Raw genomic sequence first — 22,529 nt, 5'->3', positions numbered from 1 at the left:
TAGGTGCAGATTCAGAAGTTATAATGAAGATGTTGATGTTGTTATTGAGACCAGGAAGTCGGTTCTCTATCCCAACGGTGTTTTTTTAATTCGTTGTATAGATCCAGACTTAATTTTTTTCCATCGCTGACACCTGTGTTTGCAAGCACGTTTCGTTCTTTACGCATGCCCGGTATGGTTGTCGCAATATCATCGTTCATCAGAATAAAGCGAAGCGCCATTTCAGCCATCGTCATACCGGACGGCAAAATCGGTCTCAGGCGGTCTGCATGTTCAGCACTTGAGATCAGGTTTTCCGGCACAAAATAACTTGCCCGCCAATCCCCTTCTTCAAAGGTTGTATCTTTAGTAATGGTACCGGTTAACGTTCCTTCATCAAACGGAACGCGCGCGATAACAGCAATATCCAGTTTTTTACACAACGGCAGCAACGCATCTTCCGGTGCCTGATCAAATATATTGTAGATCACCTGTACAGAATCGATCAAGCCTGTTTTTAACGTTTCCAGGCAATTTTCAGGTTCCCATCTGTTTACGCTGATACCAAATGCATCTACTTTGCCTTCCTTCTGCAAATCTTCCACGGCCCGCTGCCAACTTTCATCAGTAGCCCACGCATCTTCCCAAACATGAAACTGCATCAGGTCAATTTTTTCAACGCCTAAGTTTTTTAAGCTTGTTTCCGTGTATTCTTTAATATGCGAAACAGGAAAACATTCGCCAATTGTGTAGGATTTTTTAGATGGCCATTTAAAATTCATTGGTGGAATTTTGGTAGCTACATATATTTTTTTGCTTTGATGGCGCTTAACAAGTTTACCCAGCAATTGTTCGCTGTGTCCTTCTCCATATCCCCAGGCTGTATCAAAAAAATTAACGCCTTTGGAAACTGCCAGATCCAATGATTGCTCTGATTGTGAATCATCTGAGCCTTTCCAGCCGCTGGCGCCCCACATCCCATATCCAATTTCACTTACGTTCCAGTTTGTTCTTCCAAATCTTCTTACCTGCATAATTTTGTTAATTATATTAATATAACAAGATAAGATATTTTATCAGAATTCTAAAAAAGTTGTATCCTACAATGAAAATCGGGGGTATTCAGTTATGATAAATTACTTATTCAAATAAAATAAAAAATATAATAGCTTGTTTATCTGCATACTAATTTCTCCGGAACTTTTTCCTGCTTCAGTATTTTCAAAACACATTCTGCTCGCCTTAAAGTGCCATAAATAAGTCTAACTTTTTAAATGCTGCATCCGGATGCATCCGGTTATTGTTCTTCTTTATTTACCATAAACATCGCTGTAGGTGGAAAGCGGGCAAATAATTCATCTTTTAATGCTTCAGAAACCGGTAATGAGCCGATTGCCTGAGACATACAATGCAACCATGCAATCGCATCTGTTTCGGTTATCGGATGCGGCATATGCCGTGCGCGCATCTGTGGATGTCCGAATTTTTCAGAATACAATGCCGGACCACCAAGAAATTGAGTTAAAAACAAGCGTTGCTTACCCTTTATTTCTTCCTTGTCATTTTTAAACAAATGCGCAATCTGATCATTTACAAAAACCAGGTCATAAAAACGATCAACTAACAGGTCCAGATTTTCTTTTCCTAATCGATAATAAAGTGCTTCCTTTTCCATAGTCTTTTCCTCCGATATGCCGGACAAAAATACTAAAAGTTCACCTCTGTTAAGATGATTGTTCTCATAAAGAACATCTTTGATTATTTTAAGGCTTATGAATTTCTTGAAAACCTTTTTTTCAAGTATTTTTTCAATTGATCGTCTGTAACATTCACTCCTACCAGGTTGCCTTTTTCATCTACAATGTTTATACAGGGCGTGCCGGGAGCTTCATAATCCATCATTGTTTTAGCAGACCCATCAAACGGATCATATCCATGAATGGCAAAGTTCAGTTTGTCTTCTTCAATTACAGGCCTTAAAGTGAGAGTGTCCATATCAATAGCTATCATAATATAAGCAAGGTTTGCTTTCTTACTATACGGACCAATAATTCCAGGTAAAACTTTGTTGGTTTCGCGGCAATGCGGACACGTAGGACTCCAAAGATGTACGATAACAATTTTCCCTTTGTAATCACTTAAAGAAATGCTATCTACCCCATTGAGTGCTGCTACTGTAAAGGCGGGAGCCTTCTCGCCCACTTTGATTGTTTCCCTTTCTATCGATGCAATAAATAATATGCTTACAGCAAAAAGCAGCAATACGCAAAGAGTGATTTTTTTTAATTGTTTCATAGCGGTAAGAATTTAAACCGAAGCATAAAGCTCCTTTTCAAACCTACTAAAGATCCCTGTTGCGATTGTTATATAAAAATGGATATAGTTTATAGATTAGCTATGCCTGAATGTTGTTTGACCGTTATCTGCACCATATGAAAATTCAGCATAACTTAAATGGTATTCTTCTGAAGAAACGAGCGGCTGGATAAACTCAATCAGTTTTTCACGAATCACATCGCTATCATCCGATGCGTCATATCCTTCTTTACTACCATCCGGAATGATAAAAAATGAGCAGTAGTGATTCACAATACTTTCTTTTATTTCTGAAACAAGCTGTGAACCATTGGATGCCTCCATATGCAGTTTATATAGCTCCAGCGCTTTTACACGGATAGCGTCGATTACTTTTCTATCGTTGCATGTTACTATAAATGCATGGTGGCGTATGTTTCTCATTGGAAATGTATCGTTCCCTCTAGGCTGGGCTGTAAATATCGTTTACTCTTTTCGAAATAAAAAATAAAAGAATAATCTAATTAAGAATTATGTATCAAAAGTTGAATTTTTTTAATATTAAATAGTTAAAAAATCATAAAAACGCTAATTCATTTAAATTTTTTTGCTTTGACAAATAAGTTTTTCTATTATTAAAATATAGATATAATTATATCTGCAGAAAGGAGCGACTCTATGATGGTTGAAATAAGTGCCGTTATACGTGCGGGTAAATTTGATGAAGTACGCGATGCATTACATGCAATCGGTGTAGAGTTCTTTACTTTTTATGATGTAAAGGGTGTAACCTTTACCAAGGAACAGAAAGGTTCTTATAGAGGAACAACCATTTACGATGCCAGTTCTATTTCCCGAAGAAAAATAGATATAGTAGTACCTGAGATTGACGCCGCAGAGGTGGTTGATTGTATAAAAAAAGCTGCCACTACAGGTGTGGCCGGAGATGGAAAAATCTTTGTTAAAGAAGTGAAAACATCTGTACGGATCAGCATCTGATCTGTATACTCTCATTGCAGAAGTAGTAGTAGCGGGATGCCCACCATTCCGCACGAATAAACATATTGTATAAATACGTTGGAATTTCTTTTGAAAATTCCCGGAGCATACCGCAGTCTTTCCCGGACTGTGAACGATACCCTTTTGTTCTTTTATTTATTTAATTCAAAATTAGTATGCCAAACGTAACCCCCGAACTGTATGACTCTGTTATGCTTATCAAGCAGCAGATGTTGGTTGACAGCCTGAATCATGCTCAGGCAGCCTTAAACGATTCTCTTCATGCGACAAACGACCTCATGTTTAAAACACGGACAGAATTACAGCTTACCCAAAATTCCCTGGCCAATTCATCTTTTAAAGCGAACAATATATGGATGATGGTTGCTACTGCTTTTGTCTTTATCATGCACCTTGGTTTTGCCACACTAGAGTCGGGACTGACTCAGGCAAAAAATACAACAAACGTTTTATTTAAAAATTCGATTGTGCCAGCCATCGGCATTATGACTCATGCCTTGTGTGGTTTTAATTTAATGTATCCCGGTTTTGAATTTGGTGTGTCCATGGATTTTATTGGATTTAAAGGCTGGGGCGTAGAGTTGCCGGAAGGTGGTGAAACGTTTGTCTATAATCCGGGGATGACTTACTGGACCGATTTTTTATTTCAGGCAATGTTTGCTGCAACCGCTGCAACCATTGTGTCCGGTGCAGTTGCAGAACGGATCAAGCTTTTTAGCTTTATGGTTTTCTCTTTCTTTTTCACGGCATTTATTTACCCGATTATCGGCAGCTGGAAATGGGGCGGCGGCTGGCTTAATACCATTGGTTTCAGCGATTTTGCAGGTTCCACGCTTGTACATTCGGTTGGCGGCTGGGCAGCACTCGCCGGAGTAATATTGCTCGGACCAAGGCTTGGTAAGTTTAATAAAGGGGTCATTAATCCGATACAGGGTCATAGCATGACATCCGCGGTAATAGGCACCTTCCTGTTGTGGCTGGGCTGGTTTGGCTTTAATGGCGGCTCCGTGCTTTCCGCTGAACCGGGCATGGTTTCCCGTGTATTGGTAATGACCTGTATTTCCGGATCCTCCGGAGCTATTGCTGCAGCATTCAGCATTTTCGCTATCAATAAACACTTTGACCTTTCTATGGTACTGAATGGAATTCTTGCCGGGCTGGTGGGCATTACAGCGGGCGCTGACCAGATGGGTATTATAGATGCCACACTTATTGGCTTGATCAGTGGCTGCCTGGTTGTATTTGCAATTATCACGTTTGAAAAAATCCGACTGGATGACCCGGTTGGTGCTTTATCTGTGCATTTGGTATGCGGCATATGGGGAACCCTTGCAGTAGCCCTGTTTGGTGCAAAGGCTGGCGCTGCACAATTTGTAACACAACTGATCGGTATTGGATCAGTCGCTGTAGCTGCCTTTGGAAGTTCCTTCCTGATTTTACTGGCAATTAAATACACGATTGGCTTACGTGTAGGAAAAGAAGAAGAGATCTATGGCCTCGATGCTTCCGAACATTATATGGAAGCCTATCCAAACTTCATGTCTAAATAATATACGCCATCACTTCTCTGTATTACGCATTTGCTATGTATAACCTCTTATTGCATTACCCTTTATGATTGCACAGGAAGAGTTAATCTTCGAGTCAGAAGAGCTCGAATCAGAATCAAAAAAAGGCTGGACCTTATCCGGCATTTTAAATCCATCAGCAACAAGTGCTGTTCTTAAAACCTCGTTACAAAAAGATTTATTAGCGGCATTTGTTGTATCTCTGATCGCGCTGCCGTTATGCATGGGAATTGCTATCGCCAGTGGCTTTCCGGCTGTTTCAGGTATTTATACGGCACTTATCGGCGGACTCATCATTACCTTCATTTCCGGTACACACGTAGATATTAAAGGGCCGGCAAGTGGCTTGTGTATCATTATTCTTGGTGCTGTGCATGCTTTTGGTGAAAACGGGCAAAATCCGTTTCCTTATGTACTTGCCTGTTTTTTCGTTGCCGGTATCGTACAGATGATCTTTGCCTTGCTGCGTTTTGGTGCGCTGGGTGATTCTTTTCCAGCATCAGCCGTGCTTGGTATGATGGCAAGCTTTGGCATTATGATCGCCATTAAACAGTTTTCTGTTCTGATCGGTGCACATCCGCATGGTAAAACAGCACTGAGCTTACTGACAGAAATTCCTGAATCTGTTGCGCACATGCATATCCCGGTTGCTATAATAGGCATCATAAGTTTAGCGATTATGATCGGAATGGGTTTTCTGAAGGGTGCCTGGACCGCTTACGTGCCGGCTCCGCTGGTTGTTATTATCGTTGCTGTTCCATTAGGTTTATTGTTTGATATCGGCGCACTGACAAATACTGAAACAGGTGTTAATGAATACCTGGTATCGCTGCCAAACAACTTGTTTGAAGGGATCATGTTTCCTGATTTTACTCAACTTATTTCCCTCACTTCCCTGCAATATATTATTATGATTGCTTTGGCGGGCAGCCTTGAGTCACTGCTGAGTTCAAAAGCCATTGAAATGGCTGATACGAAAAGCCGCAAGTCGCGCCTCAATAAAGATCTGTTTGCAATTGGAATGGGCAACTCTCTGCTTGCACTTATAGGAGGTTTACCCATGATCTCGGATGCAAAAAGAAGTTTGATAAACGTAAGTTATGGTGCACAATCTGCCTGGTCTAATTTCTTTCATGCAGGTTTTTTATTGCTGATTGTTGTTGTAGGAGGGCCGCTCATCCGTCTGGTTCCGCAGGCAGCGCTGGCAGGTATCTTAATGTATATTGCCTATAAACTTGCTTCCCCGAAACAATTGTCCGCTGCCTATAAGATCGGCCCGGAGCAATTGATTGTATTTCTTACAACCATGATCATCTGTTTGTTTACAAATTTATTGTGGGGCATTCTTGCAGGCATTATCCTGGAATTAATTATTCACATGTATTTTGGCGTGCCGCTTAAAAGTCTGTTTGGCACAAAGGCTGATCTGAAACAGGATGCCGAACAGAATTACACCCTGCACATTTATGATGCTGCCGTTTTTTCAAACTACATGGGAATAAAAAAATATCTCCTTACGTTGCCTGAATATTCCAACGTTACATTCGATTTTTCAGAAGCAAAAGTTGTAGATCATACTTTTCTGGAACACTTGTATTACTACGAAGAAAACATTCGTAAAAAAGGCGGACAAATTGTGTTGGCGGGCCTGGACCATCACAAACATTTAAGCGATCACCCGCTCGCATCCAGACGCATTGTCGATTCAGACATGCTTACAGAACGGCAGGAACAAATGCAGCTCTTTGCAGCTAAAAACGGATATGCGTTTGATCACCGCATTGTTTCTAATTTGTCTAAGCTGGAAGGCTTTTTAGAAACAAAACATATTCAGATAAAACTGCAGCGAAACGTGCTCAGCGGTAACTACTATTCCATTAACTTTGAATTGTCTGATTTAATGCTGACACACAATGCAGGCGGCAGAAGCCATAGCATTAATATGACCAATGCATTGTTTTCCATTCCCGGTATGAACATCCCTGAATTCATTTTAGAGCCGGATGGCTTCACCGATGATTTTAAAGACAATTCAGATTTCAAGGATATTGATTTTACACAACATGCTGTTTTCTCTTATTACTACTTGTTAAAAGGACCAAACCAGAATGCGATCAGTGATTTTTTTACCGCATCACTCATCCGGTTCTTTGAGAAGAACAAAGGCTTTCGTTTGGAGTCAAAACACAATATGATTTTCGTATACAAAAAAGCACGACGTATTAAGCCTGAAAATTTAACTATGCTGATTGATTTTACAAAGGCGCTCCTATACGAATTGTATGTGCAAAAAAATCTAAGTATAAGAACTCCTTAATAAAAAAGGTGGCCTTTATCAGGGCCACCTTTTTTATTAAGGAGTTTCCTTTTTATTTTTCTCCGCCTACCATAATGGGCACTTCCCCGTTGGTAATAATTACTTTCGCGTTTGGCGAGGTTGAAAGATGCTTCATCATATCAATGTATTTGTATTTTAACCCTGCTTCCGTCATAGCTGAATTGATAATTTCCTGTGATTTTTTAATCCCTTCCGCTTCAACAATCATACGCTCTGCTTCACGTTGTTGCTTCTGAATAATATATTCCATTTGCAACGCTTCCTGCTGGGCCTGTACTTTATTCTGAATGGCTTTGGTAATCTGATCGGGAAGAACGATGTCTTTTAACAATACAGCATCTATAACAAATCCATATTTGTTTACTGCAAGAATCATTTGTTCTTTAATGGCCGATTCTATTTTCTCACGCTCGGTGGAATATAATTCTGTAGCATAGTACCTGGCCGTTATCTCTCTTGTTGTTGCTCTGAAATTTGTCATGATCGCAACTTCTTCAAAATTTTGTCCGAAACGTACATATACCGCTTTTGCACTATCCGGATTGATGTGATACAGCAAACTTATTTCAGCATCAATACTTAACCCTTCTTTTGTCGGTACAATCAATTTGCTGAATACTTCTGTAACACGAACATTCACTTTAATTATTTTCGTTACAAACGGATTGTATGCCTTTGCCCCTCCAAGTATCGGCTGTGGTTTGATAACACCTACTTTCTGGATCATGCCAACTTCACCCGGACGAACAATGGTACAGCTTGCAAATGCGGCAAGTGCAATCAGTAGTACTATTTTTACTTTTCTCATAACATCAATGTTGACAGGGTTACATACTGTCTGTAAACTATTGAGAAATTATGTTGAGAATCTGTAGGTATGAGCTAATTATTGAAATTGGTGTTGGGTTAAAAAAAGACTGATGAGCGGTTCCGTTGAATAAGACAGATCTGTTTTATTTCTAAAATTTATATATATATAATCAAGTTACATTCCTCTCACCTGCTTTCAACCATGCCGGAACCACTCACCTCCTTTTTTACAGAAGCCGGATTCCCGGAATAACGTATCGATCCGGAACCGCTTAATGATGCATGCAGACTTTCTGTTGCATACAAGCCTATGCTGCCGGAGCCGGAAAGGCTGGCGGTTGTGTTTTCGGTTGTAAAGCCGGAAGCATTGACATTACCGGAGCCGCTTACAGATGCGGTTTGATTCTTTGCTTTTCCTGTCAAGGTAATATTACCTGAACCGTTTAATTGAACAATAGCTGTTTCACATGCATCTTCTGCAACCATTTTTCCGGAGCCATTCAATACAAGTACGAGGTTATTTGAATGCAACCTGTTTGTTGTTTGAATGTTCCCCGAACCTTCAAGATTTATTTTTTCAATTACAGGCCCGCTGACATAAATATCCAAACGTGTGGAGTTTTTAATATGCACTTTATCTTTGAATGTAACGGTAAGTATACCATCACGAACGTTCGTTTCTATGTATTGTAAAACATTATCATCGGCAATGATTTTTACTTCCTGCACCGCTGATTGTGTGAGATACATATTAAAGCTGCCGCTTGAAATTATTCCTGAAAATTCCTGTACAGGCCGAATGGAAGTAACAACATTGCCTGACCCCTTAATGGAATTGCAGGATGTAACTGCAGATGAAATAAAAATTCCGAATAAAATATGTTTGGTTTTCATGTTGAATGGTTTTAATGCAAAAGCAATACCATGCCGGTCAGCATTGATTTGCTGATGGGGATTGTAATCTGAATGTGTTAAATTTTTAAATAAAAGAATTGATATCTGAGCGATTAAAAACGCAGCCCGGCGTTAAAGCCTATCCAGTATGGATTGTAAATATTTTTTCCGTCGCTGTCTTTAATCGTTTGTTCATACACGACTGATTTTTGAGGGATCATCTGTGAGCCGATTGTAGCGTCTTCATTTTTATATTGAGAGAACATGGTATTAAATGTTGGACCTGCAAACAGGGAAACTCTTTTTGAAAGATTTACCCCAAGCATGATGCGTAGTTGACCCTGTTCGTTAAGTTTACTTGTAAATGCTTCGTTCTCATTAACGTGCATTGCAAGCACATCAAAGGAAAGTGTACTTCGTTTGCTCATATGTATGGTTGAACCTAAGCCATACCCGAATGTCCAGCGGTAGCTGTCTGAATTAAAATTGCCGCCGAATTGAAATATATTATAAAAACTTTTAACTCCTGTTTTGATAAGTAAATTTCCCTGAGTTGTTTCTGAATAATACGTTTCAATTCTTCCGTATCCATTTTTTGAAATAGATAGCAAACCAATTGGAATTCCCTGAATGGTATCACTGATATTTATAAAACCCAGTTGAAAACCTTTTACTTTGTGCGCATGATTAATCAAACCGATCTGTCCGCCATTAATTATTCCGTTATGTTCATTTACAACACCAGATATCTGCACACCATCCATTTGTTCCGTGCCAACATTCACCACACCTGCAATCTGCCCACCGGATGTAGCACCGTTCGCAATATTTAAAATACCTGAAACCTGTCCGCCGATCACTTCCTGATTACAAATATTTACAATACCTGCAACCTGCGTCCCACGTACGTAACCACCTACCGTATTTACAACACCGGCAAATTGAAAACCCTGCATTTCTTTCCGGACAATATTTCCAATACCACCAAATTCAAACGCAGATACTGCTCCATTATACCCTACTAATAAATTCAACGAAAAATCATTTCTATACAGGCCGCTTGTTGTCAAGTGTGTTCCCAACGGATAAATTCCTGTAAACTGAAAATTATCGTGTATTAATAAATCATCGTCAGATAAAGCTGCCGTTGTGTCGATCGTTTTATTTTTAAATTTTTTGGAATACATGATACTATCTTTTAATTGATTGTATTCACGCACCAACGTGTTTTTAGCCTGCTTTAAGCTTTGTTTTAATTTCATTTTATTAGAAAAGGCAACCGTTGAGATACTGTCTTTTTTATGCAGATAGGATTCGTTCAGATCTGACATTTCTTTTGTGTATGATTGGTCAAGCTCTTTTGTTGCCTGCAAACTATCTGTTGATTTTATTTCCAATGGTTTTGCCTGCAGGGTAAGCTCATTTTTCATAGTGTCTTTGATGGCCACCTTTTTTGTAGTTGTATCACTTTTTATTACTGGTTTAGCAGAAATAGATTGTATGCCGGATGTCGATACACGGCTTGGCAGTTTGCCTTTCTTCAATACAATCTGATTCCCGACAGATTTGTAGGTGATCGTTGTAGGAATAAACAATTCATTTAATGCGTGTCCCAGTGAAACACTTTTAACATTCAACGATACCTTCTGATTCAAGTTGATCTGGTCGGGCGAATATGTAAAGTTTACGCCGTAGGTAGTTTTCATTTTTTTAATCGCTTCATCAAGTGTTATGTTTTTGAATTGCATGGTTACATGTTTTTCCAATATTTGTGCATTTGAAATGTGAATGGAAAAAGCCAGACATAGTATTACCAGGTGAAGTTTTTTAATGAGCTTCATTGTGTGTATTTATTAAAATGAGGAATGATTTTATTTATTACTTTCAGATCTGCACCAGGTAAAATAATCCTGTGAAATGTATGTGCGACATTCCGTTGCTATGTTTAATCGAACTGATTTTTCTGTTATAAAACAGAAAAGAAAATCACTGTTGCATAGTTGTATAATTTACTGCCAGATTGTTCTTTGTACTGGTTAGACAATCAAATTAACGCCTACCCCTACGAAGCTGGCAAACATTTTGCAATACATACAAAACTATTTATTCAAAAAAATATGAAACGTTCAACCGTTACCACCTACTACCGTTCTAATAAAAAACCCATACATACTGCTGCGGGAAGCTTCGCGGTTTGTTTTATTATTGGCGCATGGTTTTTATTTTGGATAGCGGCCTGGGGAGGACAAAACTATTTTGAAAAATTAGATCAATCATCGAGATCTGAACTCAGTTTGTTGCTGTTAAAAATTTTCGGTTTTTTGACTGCAGGTATGTTATTTATATTTGTTGCCAACTCTGTGCTGGGAAGTTTCATTTCTTCGGTAAAATCCAAACTGTTTGGATTGTGGGCCGCTAAAAATCCGGTTGAAAACACAAGCACACCTTTTTCAGTTGTGCAAGGCTGTGTTTCCATACTTATAGGCGCGCACGCAGCTTATTTAGTTTTACTTCCTGTAATCTATTGGAAATAAATTCTTTTTTAACGCGCAAGCCTTATGGCTTCTCCATTCTAAAAGATGTTGGTTATGCCATGCAATAATTATTTGCCCCAGAACAGCGATCAGATTATTAATAGAAAAAACGAAACACATTAAAATCTCAAGCCAACATTAAAGCCCAGCCAGTACGGGTTGTAGATGCTTAAACCATCTTTGCCGTTAATGGTGTGATCGTAAATAATACCTTTTTTGGGAATCATTTTTGAGCCCAGTGTTCCATCCGGATTTTTATATTTTGAAAAGGATGTGTTTATTGAAGGGCCAGCAAAAATAGAAACGCGTTTTGTAATATTTAATCCAAGCATGATACGAAATTGTATTTCTTCATTTAAATTATCGGTGAACGCCTGATTTTCGTTGATGTGCATTAATATTGCATCAAAGGAAATGGTTGCGTTTTTACTCATTTGAACAGTTGAGCCCAATCCATAGCCCAGCGTCCATCGGTAGTAGCTCGAATTGAAATTTATTCCGAACTGAAAAATATTGTATAAACTTTTAACGCCGCTTTTGATCAATACATTGGCGCGGGTTGTTTCTGAATAGTACGCTTCAATTCTTCCATATCCATTTTTACAAATCGATAATAAACCAAATGGTATACCGTGCATAGAATCGCATATATTAATCAGGCCAAATTGAAAACCATTTACCTTGTGTGCATTATTAACCAAACCAATCTGCCCGCCATTCACGGTGCCGCTGTGTTGATTTACTAATCCTGCTACTTGCACGCCATCTAATTGTTCTGTTCCAACATTCACAACACCTGACCCTTGTACTCCGTACATGGCACCATTTGCTACATTTACAATGCCGGCAAACTGTCCGCCGATTACTTCCTGACTTGTGATGTTTGCAACACCCGCAAACTGGCATCCCCGTACATATTCGCCAACAATATTTGCAACGCCGGCAAATTGCACTCCCTGTACTTCTCTTCGGATAATATTTCCAACAATCCCGAATTCTAATTTGGAAACCGCACCATTATAGCCGCCAATAAGGTTTAACGAATATTTATTTCTATATAAACCGCTTGTCAAAAGATGTGACCCTAACGGATATATACCTGTAAATTGAAAATCGTCCTGAATTAATAAATCTTCATCGTATTTAATGGTTGAAGAGTCTGCCTCTTTATACTTTTTTGCAAACATAATACTGTCACGCAATTGTTTGTATTCGCGTTCCAGTTCCATTTTTGCTGCTTTCCAGCTTTGCTTTAACTGTGTTTTATTTAAATACGATTGTACAGCAACACTATCTTTCTTCTGTCCATAAATCGAATTAAGATCTATTAGTCCTTTTGAATAAGAATTGTCTAGTTCTTTTATTGCCTGTGTACTGTCTTTAGCAGCAACTTCAAGCGGCTTAACCGGAATGACGTATTGATTGAGTGTGTCTGTTTTGTTAACGGTAGTGTTTTCAAGCGAATCTTTTGTTTGTATTACGGGAGGCTGCAACGGCCTTGTTCCTGCGGTGTGTTTAGGCACACTTTTTCCGCTCTTTAAAACAATTTGATTTCCAACAGCTCTGTATGTAATTGGAGTCGATCTGAATAATTGGTTTAGAACCTGTCCCAAACTTTCGTTTCTTACCTGAAATGAAACATGCTTGCTTAAATCAACCTGATCTGGAGAATAAGAAAAATTAACACCGTAACTTGATTTTATTTTTTTTAATGCCTGTTCCAGACTAATATTCTGAAATTGCATTGTTACTTTTTTATCCAATACTTGAGCAAGACTCGCTTGCATGGAAATGAACAAAAAAAGTAATGTTAGATGAATTTTTTGCCTCATCTTCATTCTTTTTTTCTTACTATTTAAGTATTTAGATGGTTATTTGCAACCTTCGCCTTTAAGAATAAAAGTGTCGCCTTCTTTTACGACTTGTAAATTGAGTGAAAGTGCGATGATCTCAACGATATCCTTTGCAGGTGTGTTTTCAAACTCACCGGTAAATCTGCAGCTTGCAGCTTGTTTGTTGTCAAGAACAACTACCGTATTTCTTTTCGATTTTAATTCTTTTAAAACATCTGCCAGTGGAGCGCCCACAAAAATAAGCGGCTTATTTCTCCATGCTGCTGTATTTGAAATTGTTTCTGTGCTTTGATGTAAACCACCATACACATCCACACACGCTTTCATACCTTTTGTAAGCATAAGCTCTTTACCTGAACGGCTGTATTTTTCAAGTACAGCAACTTTTCCTTCTTCTACTTCAACAACATCTATAGAATCTTTTGACCGGCTGCATACCATAAAAGATGTACCCTTAACGATCACGCGGGAACGGTAAGACAATACTGTAAAAGGTTTTGCAGCGTCTTTCCTAACTTCAAAAAATGCTTCTCCATCAAGAAATACCATGCGTTCCTCTTCTCCGTAAGTGGATGAATATCTAAGTGTTGTTGTGTCGTGTAAATAAACTTTGCTGCTATCCGGCAGGTAAAATTCTTTCATGCCTTTGAAAGACTGCAGATCTGTGAATGTGGGTTTGGTAACCATTATTTTACTCATTGCCCACGTAAGTGTCACTAATACTAATACTGCCGCTGCCGCTCTGAAGAATGGCATGGCAGACACTTTATTCCATAATGAACGCTCGATTGGTTGGGTTGCGTCTATTGTTTGGGCTTTTACCTTCGCCCAGGCTTTTGAAATATCGAAATCCGGGAAAGCCGTCTTTTCTCTGGATGCCTCCCAGGCCTGAACCGTTTGCTCAAAAAATACAGCATGTTCTGAACGCTCCTCCTTCCAGCGAAACAATTCCATTGTTTCCTGTTCGGAAAGTTCTCCCTGCTTGTAGGCAGTTATCGTTTCGTACCAGTATTCTATATTTTGTATATCAGCGTTTTTCATGACTAGTAAGTATATGACAAGGATTGTTACGGTTACCCCTATCCGATAAATAAAATTTCTGCAATTGTTTCATATAAAAACACCAGCATGCATGCGGTAAAAAGATGTTCCCTCATGATTTTTAATGCTTTACCCATTTGGTTTTCAACTGTTTTTATTGAAATTTCCAGCATTTCGGCGATTTCTTTATATGACAGCTGTTCTTCGCGACTCAGCAAAAAAATGGTTCTGCAGCCTTCCGGCATGGATCCGATGGCATAAGCAATTTTCTGCTCCAGTTCCAGCGCCTGCAATTGCAGCAGCGGATCATCTGACCTGGAGCTGCTTTCTTCTTCTAATACAGATAATTCCTGATGGCTGGTCTTTTTAGATTGATTGTATTCATTGATGCTTCTGTTATATACTGCCCTGAATAAATAAGACTTAAAGGAAGCGTGCAGGGTTAACTGATCTCTCTTTTGCCAAAAATTTATAAAGCAGGATTGAACAACATCTTCGGCTTTTTCTTTGTCGTGTACAATGCGAAAAGAAAAACGGCAAAGTGTTTTGTAATAGGTGTGAAACAACGATTCAAAAAAGGCCTCCTTGTTTTCAGAAGGCCATTCTTTTTCGTTGTCTTTAATTAATCTGCGTACTGTGCTCATTTAGCTAGTTTCAAGCGTAACAAATACATGTTTGCCGTAATGTATAAATAAGATTCTGTATCATCTAATGCGACATTAGAAGCGTGTTCTTTAATCTTTATCGTTGCAATATGTTTTCCGGAAGGATTAAATACCCAGACACCGCAAGGGCCTGTAGCATAAATGTAGCCCGCCTTGTTCATTTTTAAACCGTCCGGCAAGCCTTTACCTTTAGGTACATACGCAGTGGCATCCATCAATATTTTTCCATTGGACAATTTACCTGCTGCATCAATATCGTATACTGCCCAGATAGCCCGCGCCGGATCAGAGTTCGCTACGTATAATTTACTGCCGTCATTTGAAACAATTACACCGTTGGGGCGCGTTAATGAATCAATAAGCTGCTCTACCGATCCATCTGCATTGATTCTATATACGCCTTCTTTTGGCTGTTCTTTTGCCGGATCATTTTCCTGTTTTTCTAGTCCGTACGGAGGATCTGTAAAATAATAATTTCCTTTGCTGTCTGCACACACATCGTTCGGGCTGCTGAAACGTTTACCGTTAAATGTGCCGGCAAGTGTTTTAAAATCTGCCTTCGGCGCATTTAATGGTGCCTGCATTTCAGCAATACGTCTGTCTCCGTGTTGTGCTAAAATTAATTTTCCGTCTTTGCTTAAACACAAACCATTTGATCCTGTTTCGCCGCCACGTTTAATGGTGTCTGTATAGCCAGACGGTTCAAGATAAAGCTGTAAGCTGTCTTTTTCAGACCAGCTGTTGATTCTGTTTCTTGGCACATCAGAAAAAATTAATTTTTGTTCGTCTTTTAACCATAGCGGTCCTTCCGACCATAAAAAGCCTGATGCAATAACTTCAGCTTTTGTTTCTTTAGAAAATAATTTTTCTGCTTCAGGATCTAAGATCTCTATTTCACTAAGCGTATCCATAAGCGTTACCTGTGTAGCTGGTTTTTCATGTGTGCATGCTGCAAAGGCAGCAGCGAAAAGTACGGAAATTAAAATATATTTTTTCATTGGGCTAAAGTACAAATTATATTTTGATGTGAAAAGTTTCAATCCTGTCGATTATAGCTCTTTACTTGTTTTCTGCTTTTTAATCATTGCTATTCTTTCTATATGTTTGGATGCGAACAATTTTGTTACTTTAACCAGCAAGTACGTAACAGTCAGTGCAAAAAGCATTCTGAAAATAAAGATCATGCTCCAGTGCGCACCCATTGAAATCATAAGCAATGAATCTTCAATCAAACTGTGACAAAGACCCATTAATACAAATGAATAAAAGATATCTGTTTTAGGAATGTTTTTTTCTTCGGTCTCTTTTATAATCAGCGCTCCTCCATATAAAATTCCAAGACTCAAACCAATTACGGTCATTGGTATTACTTCCTTGTTAATACCCATTATACCTAAGACAGGTTTCAATGCTTCGCTGAACCAATCCAGCGCGCCAGATTTTTTTAATATCCGCATAACAAACAACAATGCCATTACAACAAAAAATACAATGATGTATTTTTTCAATTCACCTGACAGCCATGCCAGCAGCGTAGGATTTTCAATTGTTTCCGGCTGCCATTGCACTACGTTTTGTTCCTGCAACAAACCGGTCAATTGCAGCAACTGAAACATCAGTATTCCGGTTACGATACCAAAACCAAATCGGATTAAAAACATAATAGCCAGGCGGCATCCGGCTTTTCTGGCAACCTGCAATTCAATCGGGAGTGCATGTGCCATTAACATAAGGCTGCATAAAACAGAAACCTGGGCGGTGCTTAGTGTTGATAAAACGGGCAATGAGTAGAAGGTCATCATGCCGCCATAAATATTGGTAACCATAGTTGTAGCCCAAACAATGCCGCATGCGCCGGGTAAACCAACCAATTTCATTACAGGTGCAAGTACTTCTCCCAAAATGGCAATGAAGCCAAAATATTGCAGCAATTTTACAATAATCGAAATGGGTATCATTATTTTATATAAACCTACTGCAGACTTTATGGTGTCTTTCAGCAGGCTTTTAAATTCGTTGCGCATACATGAAGTATTGAAGGGAACAAAAATAACCAGATAAACCGACACGTCTAAAAATATTCGGTTTTTAATGCATCCGGTAGCTAACAAAGAAGCCGGGAACTGTTATCGGTTCCCGGCTTCTGTAAGGTCTTTATAAATTGCTTATTTCAACTGGCTGACCAATTGTTTTTTTGTTTTATAGCCGATGTCTTCCCAAACCAGTTTTTTATTTTTATAGATCTGAACGGTCGGCAAGGATTCAACTTCAAAATGTTTAGAGAGTTCTTCATTTTTATCTACATCAATCCGCACAACGATAACTTTGTCAGACATTGTTGCAGCAATATCTTCTAACGCAGGCTCCATCATTTTACATGGGCCGCACCACGTAGCATAGAAGTCTATCAGTACATATTTATCCGTTACCAACAGTGCTTCGAATTGCTGCAGCGTCATTCCTGAATCCTGAGCGGCAGTTACGGTATCTGCAACCACTTCAAAATTTGAAGCCTGCCATTTTAATAACCCGCCTTGCAGTTCATATACCTGTGTGTAGCCATTTTTTCTCAGGTAGTCTGAAGCGGAAGCACTTCTTCCCCCGCTTAAACAATACACCAACACCGGTTGATTTTTATTTACTTCCGTTATGCCGGATGCAAAATTATCTTTCCAGTTTACATTTGTTGCATTGGCAATATGTGCTTCAGAAAATTCTTCCGGAGTTCGTACATCCAGAATCAGCGCATTGGGTTCTTTTTTTATTTTTTGAGAAAATTCTTCTGCTGATAACAAGGTTGTATCAGATACTGTGATTGCTTTTGTCTGTGTCTGTTGATTTGAGCACGATACCAATAAGGTGGTAGCTGCAAATACAAATCCTAAAAAGTACTGTACCATTTTATTTTATGTTTAGATCAACCTGAACTGTTAATTTATAGACTTCATTCTGGTCAATCGTTATCTGTATTTTCTTCAGGCAATATAGCGATATAAACCGGATTCCGCGTATTGTATTGCGAGATAAAAGGATATGATTTTCTATGGTTTGAATCACCTTTTATTTTTTTGAAACTTTCGTAGAGTATCGCATCCCGGTATATAAATGGTTCAAGATTTTCTCTTGATACTTTTTCAATGATGCCCGTTTCATAATCCAGAAAATAAATATTTGTCTCTACATGGCTTGTAGTAATGGGCATTGAGGGGCCCATACCATATCCCGGATATCCATAGCCTGGATACCCATAACCACCAGCATTGTTTTGCGGGTATTGGGTTGTTGTAACAACTTCTTCTAAAATAAAAGTAGACAGAGCACCTTTTAAAAAAATTATATTCAGTTTTGTTTTATAAAATATTGATAATCGCCCATCTGCAACTACTGCATATAAAGGTGCTTCATATTTTAACCGCGTTTTTCTGCTGTTTATATAATACAGATCTTCTGTATATATTTTTTCGTTTTTTTTATCAAGATCTAATTCGCAATTCAAAAATCGCGGAGCATTCTCTTTTAATTCTTCAAGCGAAGTGTAAATGCCATTGTTGAATACAAAGCTATTATTGAATACACTGCTATCCGGATTTGCCTGGGCAAATACAGTTACATGAAAGAATACTAACAGGACTGCACTAATAAGTTTCATATAACTTTAAACGGATTAAACCTCAGGTTTATTTTTATTATAATACATTCCGTTATAAACAAAAAGTTCCCTCTGGTTAAATTATGCACTTTAACCGGAGGGAACAATACATTTTTAGTTTTTTAATTTAGCTTCTGATAACTCTTAGTAATACGGCGATGATAGCAATTACTAATAAAATATGTATAATACCGCCGGCATGATATCCTAAGAAACCGATTGCCCAAAAAAGAACCAAAATAACTGCGATGAAGTAAAGTAAATTTCCCATAATGTAATAGTTAAGTTGTATGTATTGTTTATTTATTAAATTCTAAATCCTAATGTACCTTGAATCCACACATTTTTATATTGCGGTGTTTCAAATGTTTCGTCGTCTTTATTATTTATAAGATCCCAGCCTGCTCTTAATCCCAACACCGTATTATTTAAATTGAAATCTAATCCGCCAGTTAGGCAGAAAATGCCTTTTCTTATTTTATCATTTTTAAAGTCATCTTCCTGAGCCACCGTCAAAACGGAGTTTGTAAATGAGTCATGCTGATTCAGTAAATAGGAATATTGAGGACCAAACAATATACTCAAACCTGAAACCGGATTAAATGAAGCCAATAGCGGCACATCTATATAATTTAATGTTCTGTTCAGTTCATATTCGCTTCCCCAGTAGTTTCCGGTGGCTTTGAATCCTCTTTGTGAAAAAAGCAATTCCGGTTGCAGGCCTATATATTTGCAAATTGGAATTGATACAAATATCCCACCTGCAAATCCTGCTTTCCCTTGGGTATTAAAATCTTTTGTACTGCATTGATATATATTCGTATAATTAATGCCTGCTTTAATTCCAAATGAGGCTGCTTCTTTTGTTTCTTCTATATATTCATCCTGAGCCAGGCAGATGTTTGCCTTTAGTAAAACAACCAACAAATAGATGAACGATCTCATAAACTATACGTAAATGATCTCAGTCCTTTTTGTTTTTTGTTTGCCGATATTGAAACGATTTTTTCTGAAGTGTGTGTCTCCGTTTTTGCGGCATTATATTCTGTATTAAATTTTTCTTTTGCAGACTTCATCGTATGGGTTACATCTGTAACCTTTTTGCTTGATTCCATGCAGCTCGTAACTAGTGTTCCTGAGCAGAAGATTACTATAAGCAATGTGATGAGCGATTGTATGTATTTCATAGCTGTATCAGTTTAGTGTTTATAATAGAGTTGTAATCATCTTTAAAACAAATTGTCTTTGCATGCCAAGCTTTTCCCCTATTTTTCTCAGCATTTCATCTTGATTTTCTGTATGCAAATACAAATCTTCATCTGTAAGGATTGAAAATTTTTCCTGAAGCCTTTTTTTGACCCGGTTCCAATTACTTAATAAACGCGTTCTGTTTTCCATAGCTGTTTCAATGATATATGTAAAAATATAACCGGCCAAGGTATATTGTTTTACATGAAAACACTTTTTTATTGCAACAATTCAGGAAGGTTTTAAAACACAAATCCCCCTGCATTGCATATGCAGGGGGATTTGTGTTAAATTTTCCGCCGGAGCGTGTATATGTTTATGAGTTATGTTACTTGAATAGCTGTCAATAAATTAATTCCAACCTTATTTATAAGAAATAAGCAGGCCGGAAAATAATACCGTTGTTAAGCCAATAGTGATTAATACCATTTTTATAATTTTTATTTGCCATGTTAATAAAAAAAGGTATTTCTTCTTTATACAGAACTTATCTATAAAGCGTTTCTAATTCGTCTTCAGGCTTCTTTTTGAAAATGCTCTGGAGTATTTTTTTCCCGAACACTTTTATAGTATCTGAATTGCTGATGGTTAAGTTCTGGATACCCATTTGAAGCAACATCCCCAATCCGTTTTTAAATAGGTTATGTGAGCCGCCAACGAATGTTTTTTTAGATATATAACCCGTTGCCAGACCCATTAGCGTATCTATAATTGAAGAGCTGCCGCCTAATTCATTAAATGATTTTTGAGTAAATAAACCCTTAATCAGATTTATTGGTTTTATCGATTCGAGTGTATCCTGAAAATTTTCATTTAACAGATTACGCTCAATGCGTCTTTTCTTTTTCAAGAGCAAAATTGCTTCTCTCAAATTATCATATTCATTCTTCATTTGCGTCTTTTTTTAACATTTCAACCACTACTGCATTTCTTGTTGGTGATACAATGAATTGTGCTCTGAATATATATAATAGAATAAAGAGCAATAAATAGAATGCTGTTACTATAAAAAATCCGTAGTATGATTTTCCAAGCATTTCTCCTATCCACAATGAAGCGCCTAAACTTAACATAAGTAAGAAAAATGCCATCACCAATAGCAATAATAGCTTAGATACAATTCCTGATACAATGTCTGCCGATTTTTGAACCATTGTAAGTTTATACAAGGTTAAAGTTGTTTTGGCATAATCCTCAGCTCGTTGAATAAGCTTTGATATTGGTGATGCATTTTCCATAGTTGTATGTATAATTTTAATTAATCAAAATCTTATAATTCAGCCATTGAATTTTTAAATTCATTCTTAGCTTCGTTGAATTTAGTTTTGCCTTTTCCGTAAGCCTCTTGTGCTTCTTCAGATTTCTCTTCGAATTTATTTTTCAAAGAACCAAGCAATTCATTGAACTGATCTTTGATCTCATCAAGATAATCATCCCCTTTGCTCAATAATTTTTTTCTTGTGTCTGAACCTTTTTCCGGCGCTAATAATGTTCCTACTAATGCACCTGCAGCGATACCTGCTAATACTCCTAATAATACTTTTCCTGAACTCATAGTGGTAATTGTTTAGATGTTGAATTGATTTGTTTGTTTTGGTTGTTGTTGTTGTTTTATTCTTATCAGACAACTTTGTCGCCTTGAATTACACGGATCAGAATAGCAATAATTGCTAATACTAACAATACGTGTATGATGCCACCTGCTGTGTAAGCAAAGAATCCTACTGCCCAAAAGATGACCAAGATTACTGCGATGATGTATAATATATTTCCCATGTTTGTATTTGTTTAGATGTAGTTTGATAATTTTTTATAGCTGGTTGAAAGATGCAATGTGTTTCAATTACTTTTTGTCAACTTTGTTTTGAACAGTTACAGCATGATCTAAATGCGTTCTCAATTCAGGTAACATAGATGTAGCCCAGGCTCTGATATCTGCATCACTTGATTCCGTTGATTGTTTTTCAAACAAGTCTACTGCATCTTTGTGACCGCTAACCATTTTATCTGTATATGCTTTGTTAAAGTCTTTTTGATCCGTTTTGTCATTTAACTTAGTCCATGCATTTTTTATATCTTCTGTATTTTCAGTAGGAATTGAAATACCTTTTTTAGAAGCAAGTCCTTTAAGATCTTCGAATGCTTTTGTATGTGCCTTCTCCATCATTTTACCAAGTTCTTTTACATCCGCATTTGTGCTTTTTTCCTGTGCCAGTTTACCAAGAGCAATTTCTTCTAAATTAATCTCAGCCGCTTTTACTAAAAATTTAGCATTCTTTTCATCGTCATTGTCATTGAATTTAGCATCGTTTTGATCTTTTGCTACTTCTTCTGTTTTTGATTCAGAATGTTTCTCTTCTGCGTGTGTTTCTGTTTTATTTTCGCATGAAGTAAATCCTACAAGAGCTGTTGAAATAAAAAGACTGATTATTGATGCTTTGATTGTAGTAGTTTTCATAATGTTAAAAGTTTTAATGGTGTTTGTTGTTTTTTGTTTTATATAGCTTGTTGTTAATTAACATTACAAATGTGCAACCGATCTGTGCGTTATTTATTACAGGAAAATATATAAGTGTTATATCATTCCCATTTTGAATTTTTTTATTTTTTATAACATGATTTTTTATCAATCTCT

The 22,529-nt window shown here is 37.6% G+C and carries 27 protein-coding genes; 4 read left to right on the top strand and 23 right to left on the bottom strand.

Features of this window, described 5'->3' with window-relative positions; translation table 11 throughout:
• Positions 1-41: 41 nt before the first annotated feature.
• The 4 genes from CHU_RS17355 to CHU_RS17340 all read right to left on the bottom strand — a co-directional run bounded on the left by CHU_RS17355 (position 42) and on the right by CHU_RS17340 (position 2,718).
• Positions 42-1,013, bottom strand: coding sequence for an aldo/keto reductase (locus tag CHU_RS17355; protein ID WP_011586916.1), 972 nt, complete (start codon positions 1,011-1,013; stop codon positions 42-44).
• A gap of 263 nt (positions 1,014-1,276) precedes the next feature.
• Positions 1,277-1,654, bottom strand: coding sequence for a hemin transporter (locus tag CHU_RS17350; RefSeq protein WP_011586915.1), 378 nt, complete (start codon positions 1,652-1,654; stop codon positions 1,277-1,279).
• A 95-nt stretch (positions 1,655-1,749) separates the two neighbouring features.
• On the bottom strand, positions 1,750-2,274 hold the full coding sequence (locus CHU_RS17345) for a TlpA family protein disulfide reductase (RefSeq protein ID WP_011586914.1): 525 nt from the start codon (positions 2,272-2,274) through the stop codon (positions 1,750-1,752).
• Positions 2,275-2,370: 96 nt separating this feature from the next.
• Positions 2,371-2,718, bottom strand: coding sequence for a hypothetical protein (locus CHU_RS17340; protein WP_011586913.1), 348 nt, complete (start codon positions 2,716-2,718; stop codon positions 2,371-2,373).
• A 234-nt stretch (positions 2,719-2,952) separates the two neighbouring features.
• Between CHU_RS17340 and CHU_RS17335 the strand changes: the two genes are divergently transcribed.
• From CHU_RS17335 to CHU_RS17325, 3 genes are all read left to right on the top strand, one after another.
• On the top strand, positions 2,953-3,273 hold the full coding sequence (locus CHU_RS17335; RefSeq protein ID WP_143144132.1) for a P-II family nitrogen regulator: 321 nt from the start codon (positions 2,953-2,955) through the stop codon (positions 3,271-3,273).
• Positions 3,274-3,449: 176 nt separating this feature from the next.
• Positions 3,450-4,844 carry an ammonium transporter gene (locus tag CHU_RS17330; RefSeq protein ID WP_143144131.1) on the top strand — a complete coding sequence of 465 codons (1,395 nt, stop codon included), beginning with the start codon at positions 3,450-3,452 and terminating at the stop codon, positions 4,842-4,844.
• Between the two features lie 64 nt (positions 4,845-4,908).
• Positions 4,909-7,179 (top strand): SulP family inorganic anion transporter, encoded by a 2,271-nt coding sequence (locus CHU_RS17325; protein ID WP_011586910.1) that lies wholly within the window; start codon positions 4,909-4,911, stop codon positions 7,177-7,179.
• Positions 7,180-7,231: 52 nt separating this feature from the next.
• Here the strand turns inward: CHU_RS17325 and CHU_RS17320 are convergent, their stop codons facing one another.
• The 3 genes from CHU_RS17320 to CHU_RS17310 form a co-directional block, all read right to left on the bottom strand.
• The gene (locus CHU_RS17320) at positions 7,232-8,008 is read right to left on the bottom strand and encodes a prohibitin family protein (protein ID WP_011586909.1); all 777 of its coding nucleotides are present in this window, start codon (positions 8,006-8,008) and stop codon (positions 7,232-7,234) included.
• A gap of 188 nt (positions 8,009-8,196) precedes the next feature.
• The gene (locus tag CHU_RS17315; protein ID WP_011586908.1) at positions 8,197-8,904 is read right to left on the bottom strand and encodes a head GIN domain-containing protein; all 708 of its coding nucleotides are present in this window, start codon (positions 8,902-8,904) and stop codon (positions 8,197-8,199) included.
• A gap of 113 nt (positions 8,905-9,017) precedes the next feature.
• Positions 9,018-10,745 (bottom strand): STN domain-containing protein, encoded by a 1,728-nt coding sequence (locus tag CHU_RS17310; protein ID WP_011586907.1) that lies wholly within the window; start codon positions 10,743-10,745, stop codon positions 9,018-9,020.
• 276 nt (positions 10,746-11,021) lie between these two features.
• Here CHU_RS17310 and CHU_RS17305 point away from each other — a divergent pair, with 276 nt between their 5' ends.
• On the top strand, positions 11,022-11,438 hold the full coding sequence (locus CHU_RS17305) for a hypothetical protein (RefSeq protein ID WP_143144130.1): 417 nt from the start codon (positions 11,022-11,024) through the stop codon (positions 11,436-11,438).
• A 119-nt stretch (positions 11,439-11,557) separates the two neighbouring features.
• Here the strand turns inward: CHU_RS17305 and CHU_RS17300 are convergent, their stop codons facing one another.
• The 16 genes from CHU_RS17300 to CHU_RS17240 all read right to left on the bottom strand — a co-directional run bounded on the left by CHU_RS17300 (position 11,558) and on the right by CHU_RS17240 (position 22,352).
• Positions 11,558-13,270 (bottom strand): STN domain-containing protein, encoded by a 1,713-nt coding sequence (locus tag CHU_RS17300; RefSeq protein WP_238379307.1) that lies wholly within the window; start codon positions 13,268-13,270, stop codon positions 11,558-11,560.
• 39 nt (positions 13,271-13,309) lie between these two features.
• Positions 13,310-14,332 (bottom strand): FecR family protein, encoded by a 1,023-nt coding sequence (locus CHU_RS17295; RefSeq protein ID WP_011586903.1) that lies wholly within the window; start codon positions 14,330-14,332, stop codon positions 13,310-13,312.
• A gap of 38 nt (positions 14,333-14,370) precedes the next feature.
• Positions 14,371-14,976, bottom strand: a complete 606-nt coding sequence (locus CHU_RS17290; RefSeq protein ID WP_072356034.1) for an RNA polymerase sigma-70 factor — start codon at positions 14,974-14,976, stop codon at positions 14,371-14,373.
• On the bottom strand, positions 14,973-15,995 hold the full coding sequence (locus CHU_RS17285) for an SMP-30/gluconolactonase/LRE family protein (RefSeq protein ID WP_011586901.1): 1,023 nt from the start codon (positions 15,993-15,995) through the stop codon (positions 14,973-14,975). The genes CHU_RS17290 and CHU_RS17285 overlap by 4 nt, the downstream gene beginning before the upstream one ends.
• A 51-nt stretch (positions 15,996-16,046) precedes the next feature.
• Positions 16,047-17,021 (bottom strand): nucleoside recognition domain-containing protein, encoded by a 975-nt coding sequence (locus CHU_RS17280; RefSeq protein ID WP_041932478.1) that lies wholly within the window; start codon positions 17,019-17,021, stop codon positions 16,047-16,049.
• A 141-nt stretch (positions 17,022-17,162) separates the two neighbouring features.
• A complete protein-coding gene (gene trxA / locus CHU_RS17275; RefSeq protein ID WP_041932477.1) occupies positions 17,163-17,897 on the bottom strand; it encodes a thioredoxin in 735 nt (244 codons plus the stop codon).
• 53 nt (positions 17,898-17,950) lie between these two features.
• The gene (locus tag CHU_RS17270) at positions 17,951-18,646 is read right to left on the bottom strand and encodes a hypothetical protein (protein WP_011586898.1); all 696 of its coding nucleotides are present in this window, start codon (positions 18,644-18,646) and stop codon (positions 17,951-17,953) included.
• Positions 18,647-18,773: 127 nt separating this feature from the next.
• Complete coding sequence (locus CHU_RS19490) at positions 18,774-18,917, bottom strand: lmo0937 family membrane protein (protein WP_143144129.1); 144 nt, start codon at positions 18,915-18,917, stop codon at positions 18,774-18,776.
• Between the two features lie 35 nt (positions 18,918-18,952).
• Entirely contained in the window at positions 18,953-19,591 is a 639-nt protein-coding gene (locus CHU_RS17265; RefSeq protein WP_041932476.1) for a porin family protein, read from the bottom strand.
• Positions 19,588-19,833 carry a hypothetical protein gene (locus tag CHU_RS19485; RefSeq protein WP_011586896.1) on the bottom strand — a complete coding sequence of 82 codons (246 nt, stop codon included), beginning with the start codon at positions 19,831-19,833 and terminating at the stop codon, positions 19,588-19,590. The genes CHU_RS17265 and CHU_RS19485 overlap by 4 nt, the downstream gene beginning before the upstream one ends.
• 19 nt (positions 19,834-19,852) lie before the next feature.
• The gene (locus CHU_RS17260; protein WP_072356036.1) at positions 19,853-20,044 is read right to left on the bottom strand and encodes a hypothetical protein; all 192 of its coding nucleotides are present in this window, start codon (positions 20,042-20,044) and stop codon (positions 19,853-19,855) included.
• 337 nt (positions 20,045-20,381) lie between these two features.
• Positions 20,382-20,786: a hypothetical protein gene (locus CHU_RS17255; RefSeq protein ID WP_011586894.1), complete on the bottom strand. Its 405-nt coding sequence runs from the start codon at positions 20,784-20,786 to the stop codon at positions 20,382-20,384.
• Positions 20,776-21,132, bottom strand: coding sequence for a hypothetical protein (locus CHU_RS17250; protein WP_011586893.1), 357 nt, complete (start codon positions 21,130-21,132; stop codon positions 20,776-20,778). The genes CHU_RS17255 and CHU_RS17250 overlap by 11 nt, the downstream gene beginning before the upstream one ends.
• 32 nt (positions 21,133-21,164) lie before the next feature.
• Positions 21,165-21,449 carry a YtxH domain-containing protein gene (locus CHU_RS17245; RefSeq protein WP_011586892.1) on the bottom strand — a complete coding sequence of 95 codons (285 nt, stop codon included), beginning with the start codon at positions 21,447-21,449 and terminating at the stop codon, positions 21,165-21,167.
• Positions 21,450-21,514: 65 nt separating this feature from the next.
• A complete protein-coding gene (locus CHU_RS19480; RefSeq protein WP_011586891.1) occupies positions 21,515-21,670 on the bottom strand; it encodes a lmo0937 family membrane protein in 156 nt (51 codons plus the stop codon).
• Between the two features lie 67 nt (positions 21,671-21,737).
• A complete protein-coding gene (locus tag CHU_RS17240) occupies positions 21,738-22,352 on the bottom strand; it encodes a DUF4142 domain-containing protein (protein WP_011586890.1) in 615 nt (204 codons plus the stop codon).
• Between the last annotated feature and the right edge of the window lie 177 nt (positions 22,353-22,529).

This window comes from Cytophaga hutchinsonii ATCC 33406 (assembly GCF_000014145.1).
Taxonomy (GTDB): domain Bacteria; phylum Bacteroidota; class Bacteroidia; order Cytophagales; family Cytophagaceae; genus Cytophaga; species Cytophaga hutchinsonii.
Note: the sequence above shows the minus strand (reverse complement) of the source record. Positions and strands in the feature narration are given on the sequence as shown.

Bases quoted from the DNA above. Each gene is read 5' to 3' on its own strand.
- CHU_RS17315 (WP_011586908.1), bottom strand. From the start codon at position 8,904: ATGAAAACCAAACATATTTTATTCGGAATTTTTATTTCATCTGCAGTT.
- CHU_RS17240 (WP_011586890.1), bottom strand. From the start codon at position 22,352: ATGAAAACTACTACAATCAAAGCATCAATAATCAGTCTTTTTATTTCA.
- CHU_RS17330 (WP_143144131.1), top strand. From the start codon at position 3,450: ATGCCAAACGTAACCCCCGAACTGTATGACTCTGTTATGCTTATCAAG.
- CHU_RS19485 (WP_011586896.1), bottom strand. From the start codon at position 19,833: ATGAAATACATACAATCGCTCATCACATTGCTTATAGTAATCTTCTGC.
- CHU_RS17340 (WP_011586913.1), bottom strand. From the start codon at position 2,718: ATGAGAAACATACGCCACCATGCATTTATAGTAACATGCAACGATAGA.
- CHU_RS17350 (WP_011586915.1), bottom strand. From the start codon at position 1,654: ATGGAAAAGGAAGCACTTTATTATCGATTAGGAAAAGAAAATCTGGAC.
- CHU_RS17335 (WP_143144132.1), top strand. From the start codon at position 2,953: ATGATGGTTGAAATAAGTGCCGTTATACGTGCGGGTAAATTTGATGAA.
- CHU_RS17260 (WP_072356036.1), bottom strand. From the start codon at position 20,044: ATGGAAAACAGAACGCGTTTATTAAGTAATTGGAACCGGGTCAAAAAA.
- CHU_RS17305 (WP_143144130.1), top strand. From the start codon at position 11,022: ATGAAACGTTCAACCGTTACCACCTACTACCGTTCTAATAAAAAACCC.
- CHU_RS17295 (WP_011586903.1), bottom strand. From the start codon at position 14,332: ATGAAAAACGCTGATATACAAAATATAGAATACTGGTACGAAACGATA.
- CHU_RS17250 (WP_011586893.1), bottom strand. From the start codon at position 21,132: ATGGAAAATGCATCACCAATATCAAAGCTTATTCAACGAGCTGAGGAT.
- CHU_RS17290 (WP_072356034.1), bottom strand. From the start codon at position 14,976: ATGAGCACAGTACGCAGATTAATTAAAGACAACGAAAAAGAATGGCCT.
- CHU_RS17285 (WP_011586901.1), bottom strand. From the start codon at position 15,995: ATGAAAAAATATATTTTAATTTCCGTACTTTTCGCTGCTGCCTTTGCA.
- CHU_RS17355 (WP_011586916.1), bottom strand. From the start codon at position 1,013: ATGCAGGTAAGAAGATTTGGAAGAACAAACTGGAACGTAAGTGAAATT.
- CHU_RS17300 (WP_238379307.1), bottom strand. From the start codon at position 13,270: ATGAGGCAAAAAATTCATCTAACATTACTTTTTTTGTTCATTTCCATG.
- CHU_RS17325 (WP_011586910.1), top strand. From the start codon at position 4,909: ATGATTGCACAGGAAGAGTTAATCTTCGAGTCAGAAGAGCTCGAATCA.
- CHU_RS19480 (WP_011586891.1), bottom strand. From the start codon at position 21,670: ATGGGAAATATATTATACATCATCGCAGTAATCTTGGTCATCTTTTGG.
- CHU_RS17270 (WP_011586898.1), bottom strand. From the start codon at position 18,646: ATGAAACTTATTAGTGCAGTCCTGTTAGTATTCTTTCATGTAACTGTA.
- trxA (WP_041932477.1), bottom strand. From the start codon at position 17,897: ATGGTACAGTACTTTTTAGGATTTGTATTTGCAGCTACCACCTTATTG.
- CHU_RS19490 (WP_143144129.1), bottom strand. From the start codon at position 18,917: ATGGGAAATTTACTTTACTTCATCGCAGTTATTTTGGTTCTTTTTTGG.
- CHU_RS17345 (WP_011586914.1), bottom strand. From the start codon at position 2,274: ATGAAACAATTAAAAAAAATCACTCTTTGCGTATTGCTGCTTTTTGCT.
- CHU_RS17265 (WP_041932476.1), bottom strand. From the start codon at position 19,591: ATGAGATCGTTCATCTATTTGTTGGTTGTTTTACTAAAGGCAAACATC.
- CHU_RS17320 (WP_011586909.1), bottom strand. From the start codon at position 8,008: ATGAGAAAAGTAAAAATAGTACTACTGATTGCACTTGCCGCATTTGCA.
- CHU_RS17310 (WP_011586907.1), bottom strand. From the start codon at position 10,745: ATGAAGCTCATTAAAAAACTTCACCTGGTAATACTATGTCTGGCTTTT.
- CHU_RS17280 (WP_041932478.1), bottom strand. From the start codon at position 17,021: ATGCGCAACGAATTTAAAAGCCTGCTGAAAGACACCATAAAGTCTGCA.
- CHU_RS17245 (WP_011586892.1), bottom strand. From the start codon at position 21,449: ATGAGTTCAGGAAAAGTATTATTAGGAGTATTAGCAGGTATCGCTGCA.
- CHU_RS17255 (WP_011586894.1), bottom strand. From the start codon at position 20,786: ATGAAGAATGAATATGATAATTTGAGAGAAGCAATTTTGCTCTTGAAA.